The following is a 711-nucleotide window of genomic DNA, read 5'->3' on the forward strand; positions in this document are numbered from 1 at the left end:
GGATACCGACGCGTTGCCACCGCGTTGCGCAAAGCGGCCGGCATCCGCATCGCCGACAAGACGGTGCTCAAGGTCATGCGCGAGGAGGGGCTGGTGTGCCAGACCCGCAGACGCAGGAAGTACCGATCCTACATGGGCCAGGTCGGCAAGTCCTCCCCGAACCTGCTGGCCCGCGACTTCGAGGCGGAGGACCCGATGACCAAGCTGGTGACCGATGTCACCGAATTCAAGGTGGGCGGCACGAAGCTCTACCTTTCGCCCGTGGTGGACCTTTACAACGACGAGGTCGTCGCCTACTCGATATCCAGGTCCCCGAACATGAAGATGGTCCTCGAGATGTTGGCGGGCCTCGAGGGCGGGCTCGATGGCGAAGGCGCCCCGTTGCTGCATTCGGACATGGGCTGGCAGTACCGGATGCCCGCCTACAGGCTCGCGCTTGAGCGGATGGGGATTGTCCAGTCCATGTCTCGCAAGGGAAACTGCCTCGACAATGCGAAGGCTGAGAACTTCTTCTCGATGGTCAAGACCGAGCTTTACTACGATTGGGAGGGAGACGACCCCGATATCTTCGAGAGGGATTTGGAGAAGTATATCGACTGGTACAACAACGTGCGCATCAAGAGGCGCCTGGACGGAAGCAGCCCAGTCGAGTACAGGCTCGGCCGGGCCGCTTGATTCACTTCTTTCGATGTTCAGGGAACGGGGTCCTTT

Annotated in this window: 1 protein-coding gene; it reads left to right on the top strand. The window is 60.8% G+C overall.

Annotated features, from left to right (window positions below; translation table 11 throughout):
- Window positions 1-675 (top strand): IS3 family transposase (locus F8C90_RS10775; RefSeq protein WP_158050499.1); only part of this gene is annotated, 675 nt, incomplete at its 5' end.
- Window positions 676-711: the final 36 nt, after the last annotated feature.

The sequence above is a fragment of the Ellagibacter isourolithinifaciens genome (genome assembly GCF_008831035.1).
Classification (GTDB): domain Bacteria; phylum Actinomycetota; class Coriobacteriia; order Coriobacteriales; family Eggerthellaceae; genus Ellagibacter; species Ellagibacter isourolithinifaciens.